At 71.9% G+C, this 4,467-nt stretch carries 4 protein-coding genes; 3 read left to right on the plus strand and 1 reads right to left on the minus strand.

All coding sequences use genetic code 11. The annotated features are described in order from the left end of the window. Window positions 1-182 precede the first annotated feature (182 nt). From EBH09_RS39160 to EBH09_RS22260, 3 genes are read left to right on the plus strand one after another with little or no spacing between them, the layout of a single operon-like run. A complete protein-coding gene (locus EBH09_RS39160; protein WP_238697408.1) occupies window positions 183-665 on the plus strand; it encodes a hypothetical protein in 483 nt (160 codons plus the stop codon). Next, window positions 662-2,044 carry a P-loop NTPase gene (locus tag EBH09_RS22255; RefSeq protein WP_238697409.1) on the plus strand — a complete coding sequence of 461 codons (1,383 nt, stop codon included), beginning with the start codon at window positions 662-664 and terminating at the stop codon, window positions 2,042-2,044. Before EBH09_RS39160 ends, EBH09_RS22255 begins: the two co-directional genes overlap by 4 nt. Continuing rightward, window positions 2,041-3,516, plus strand: coding sequence for a hypothetical protein (locus EBH09_RS22260; protein ID WP_121748724.1), 1,476 nt, complete (start codon window positions 2,041-2,043; stop codon window positions 3,514-3,516). Before EBH09_RS22255 ends, EBH09_RS22260 begins: the two co-directional genes overlap by 4 nt. Window positions 3,517-3,577: 61 nt before the next feature. Here the strand turns inward: EBH09_RS22260 and EBH09_RS22265 are convergent, their stop codons facing one another. Continuing rightward, complete coding sequence (locus EBH09_RS22265) at window positions 3,578-4,141, minus strand: Uma2 family endonuclease (protein ID WP_193776470.1); 564 nt, start codon at window positions 4,139-4,141, stop codon at window positions 3,578-3,580. Window positions 4,142-4,467: the final 326 nt, after the last annotated feature.

A 4,467-nucleotide genomic window follows, 5' to 3' on the forward strand; every position in this document is an offset into this window, starting at 1 on the left:
CGATGCCACCTCTCCCTTGTCGGCCCGCGACCTCCCGCCCGCTGCGGGCGCAGCCACCTGACGCTACGTTCCCCACCGCCCCCGCCGGGGAGGGACCGGAATGGACCACACGTTCGGGTGACGACGCCGTGCGTGCACCAGGGCTGGGCCATCCGAGTGACATGAGCCCTAAGATCCGTGCCGTGCCGGTGAGTTCAGAACAGCACCACTTCGCCCACGCAGCCACGCGCCACTACAAGGACGCCGTCTTCCTGATGGACGCGGCACGGCTGCCGAACGCCGACCACCACTTCGGCGTGGCGGTGGAATGCGCCCTCAAGAGCCTGCTGCTCCGCTTCACGGCCGTCACGATGGACCCTGTGAAGCCCGGCGGCGACCGGTCGAAGATGCCGTATCTCAGGGACCCGAAGACCGGCAAGCCCGCGCACAAGTACGGCCACCTGCCCTGGGTCGCCACCGACGTCGCCCTCCTGACGCACGGCAGGACGGCGTCCCCGCTGACCACGGCCCTCGGCGGCCTGTCCGCCTTCGCCACCTGGTCGGTCGAACACCGCTACCTCGACGGCAGCGAGGTCGTCGAGGCCGACGTGGGGCAACGGCGTACCGTGGCCGAGAATCTCCTCGCCCTGCACGAACAGGCCCTGATCACCGGAAGGCTGCCGTGACTGACGCACCCGAACCGGCCGGCGGACCCGTCCGCTTCGCCGAGGCGCGCCCGCGCGCTCTCGCCCTCGCCCACGAGCTGGCGGCCGGCGGGACCGACGTGCTGGCCGTACGGGACGTCCTGGGCCGGTTCACCCTCGTCGTCGACGACCGCACGCAGCCGCTCCCGCCGCCCCTGGAGAACCTGGAGGCCGACTACGGCCCCCGGCTCGCGCGCGACCTCGGCCCCTACGCCTCCGACCGCCCGCTCCTCAGAGCCTCCGGCCTCTTCTCGGCCGACACCCTGCTGGACTCGGAGCGGGCCGTGCCCGACCCGCAGCGGCCCGCCGGCCGGGTCCGGATCCTCGACAACACGGTGGTGGGGGAGGACTGGGGGCAGGTCTCGACCCCCGCCCCCGAAGCGGACGGCTCCCGCACCCACCGCACCGCGCTCTACGGCTTCAAGGGCGGCGTGGGCCGCAGCACGGCGACCGCCGTCCTGGCCCGCCACCTGGCCGACCAGGGACACGTGGTCCTCGTCGTCGACCTGGACCTGGAATCCCCGGGCGTCGGCACACTGGTGGCCGCAGGGGCGGACCTGCCTCCGCACGGCGTGATCGACCACCTCGTCGAGTCCGCCGTGGGCAACGCCGAGGGCCTGGACCACGTGATCCGCTCCGGCTACACACCGCGAGGCGGCCGGGGCGAGCTGTGGGTGGCACCGGCCCGCGGCCGTGGGACGCCCGGCGTCCCCTACGCCTACGTCGACAAGCTCAACCGCGCCTACGCCGACGTACCGGGCGCCGACTTCGCCGACCGGCTGGAGCAGGCCGTCCGCGCCTGCGAGGACGAGGTCGCCCGGGACGGGGACAGCGGACGCCGCCCCGACATCGTCCTGCTGGACAGTCGCGCCGGCATCCACGACATCGCCGCGGTCGCCATCTCCCGCCTGTGCGACCTGGCCCTCCTCTTCGGCACGGACAACGCGCAGACCTGGGAGGGCTACGGCGACCTCTTCGCGGCCTGGCTCTCCTCCGGACAGGCACCGGCCGTCCGCGAGAAGCTCCGCATGGTCGCCTCGATGGTCCCCGACTCGCCGGAGGGCGCCTACCTCCAGTCGTTCCGCGAGCACGCCTGGGAGTGCTTCGCCCAGCTCTACGACGACGTCCCCGCCGGGTCCGACGAGTACGGCTCCGACGCCTTCTCCCCCTCCCTGGAGGACGAGGCGGCACCGCACCACCCCGTCCCGATCCTCTTCGAACCGGGCCTGGTCGGCCTGGACCTGGTCACCGCCCCCGGGTGGCAGGACCGGGCCTTCGTGCAGGCGGCGTACCGGGACTTCCTGCCCACCGCTACGCTCCTGATCACCGCCGACCCGCAGACCAGCGAAGGACCGCGATGACCACCCCCCTGACCGTCGAGGAGTACCGCGAACTGCTGGCGGGCGCTCTCCCGGAGGCCTCGGACGCCGACACGGTGGAGCCGCGGGTCGAGAGCCTGTTCACCCCGGACACCCACCGCGCGGCCCTGTACGTCGACAGCACGGTGGTCCGCGGCGGCCGGGGCGTCGGCAAGACGTTCTGGTACCGCTCGCTCCTCAACGAGTCGCTGCGCGAGGTCGCCGCCCAGGAGTACGGCATCGAGCGGTTGCGGCGGGTGACCGTGTCGCAGGGATTCGGGGCCGCACTCCAGCACGACCTCTACCCCGGCCCGGGCACCCTGCGGCAACTGGTCGAGGAGGGCGTCCGCCCCTACGACCTCTGGTACGCCGTCCTGCTGACCGCGTTCGGCCAGCCGGAGCTGCGCGACCTGCCCGAGTGGCGGGACAAGGCCTTGTGGGTGCGCGCCAACCCCGGCGCGGCGGAGCGCACGGTGCAGAAGGTGGACCAGGAGGCCCGGCCGCAGGGCATCACCCACCTCATCCTCTTCGACGCCCTGGAGCACCTGCACCGGGTGCGAGCCCAGGCCGACCGTCTGGTGGGCGGCATCATGGAACTGGCGCTCGCCATGCGCCTGGGGACCCGCAGCATCCGCTTCAAGGTCTTCATCCGCCCCGACATGTACGACGGCGCGCTGCTCCACTTCCCGGACGCCTCCAAGCTGACCTCCAACGCGGCGGCCCTGACCTGGTCCCGAGCAAACCTCTACGGCCTCCTCTTCCACACCCTGGGCAACCACGACAGCGAGCTGGCCGCCCGTTTCCGGCAGCTCACGGGCGGCTGGCAGAGCGAGGCGTCCGGCAGGCGCCACGTCCCGCCACCGCTGCTCAGTGGCGACGAGCAGTTCCAGTCGGAGCAGTTCACGCAGCTCGCCGGTCCCTACATGGGCTCGAACTTCCGCAAGGGCCACACCTTCACCTGGCTGCCCAACCACCTGATGGACGGCGTGGAGCAGGTCAGCCCACGCAGCTTCCTCAGCGCCCTGCAGAAGGCGCTGTCGGAGACCCGAGGCCAGTACGCCGGTCACGAGTACGCGCTGCACCACGAGGGCATCCGGCGCGGGGTCCAGAAGGCGTCGGAGACCCGGGTGACGGAGGTCAGCGAGGACATGCCGTGGGTGGTGTCGGCCATCAGACCGCTGGCCGGGCACCAGGTCCCCATCGAGCAGGCGAAGGTCGAGGCCCTCTGGCAGGAGTTCCACCTCGCGGACGAGTTGCGCAAGCTGGCCGAACGCTACGAGCCCCAGAATGACGACGACGAGATCAAGGTTCGGACCGGCCCCCGCTACCCGGAGGACCCCCAACTGCTGATCGAGGAACTGATCGCACTGGGCGTGATGCGCCGCCGCCGCGACGGCCGCATCGACCTGCCGGACGTCTACCGCATCGCCTTCGGCGTGGGCCGCAAGGGCGGTGTGCCACGGGTCGCCGGCTGACCCCTGCCCGCCCTCAGCCGCGACGCGGGCGGTTCCCGCGCCGCCTCGTCTCCGCGGTGCTCTACTGCCGCGAGAGGTCAGCCGGATCGATCGCGAGCGGGAACGGGGCGTCCAGGTGGCTGGTCGTACCCGCGAGTGCCGTGGTTCGCTCTACGTAGCGACCGTCTTGCAGTCCGTGGACGACGAGCATGGGGGCGGGGTCGAACTCCAGGCGCCAGAAGTGCGGGACGGCGGCCTCGGCGTACAGCATGGGCTTGACCTTGCGGTCCATGGTGCTGTTGCCGGGGGAGACGAGTTCGACGACGAGCTGGACCGCGTCCATGTCGACGGAAACGGGGTCGTCGGCGGTCGCTCCGACGTCGGCCACGACCAGATCGGGCACGACCAGTCCGGACGGCAGGACGACGTTGACGCCTTCCAGGATCTCCACTGGTGCGCCGACGGCCCGGGCGGCCGCGTCCAGGGCGACGTGGAGGCGGAACGAGGCCCGCTGGTGGCGGACACCGGGGGCGGGGGACATGACGAGGGATTCCCCCAGCAGCTCGTAGCGGGTGGTGCGGTCTTCGGGCAGGGCCAGGACGTCGGCGACGGTCCAGGGCCCGGTGTGGTCGATGGCAACGCTCATTCCCCTTCACCTCCTCATCCGACCGGCAGTCTCGGTGTTCCCTCGGCAAGCGATACACGGCCAGCATACGGGCGCTCCCACCTGCTGACACGAGGTCTCGTTGCCAGGGGCGACACCTCGAACCGACTCGGGGCGGTCGGTTCACGGTCTCCGGGGGAGCCTCTTGCGGTCAGCGGCAACGTGGGCAGTGGGTCTCGTCTGCCGCGGGCCTGAAGAGCAGCGGTTGCACGTGGTCGCCCGCGCACTCGCGGGTGCCTGCGAGGCGGCGGGAGAGGCGGGGGCCCGGGGATTGTTGCCGGGCGGGGCGGTCGTCGGGGTGCGTTGGC

The sequence above is a fragment of the Streptomyces sp. E2N166 genome, from assembly GCF_003671715.1.
GTDB lineage: Bacteria > Actinomycetota > Actinomycetes > Streptomycetales > Streptomycetaceae > Streptomyces > Streptomyces thinghirensis.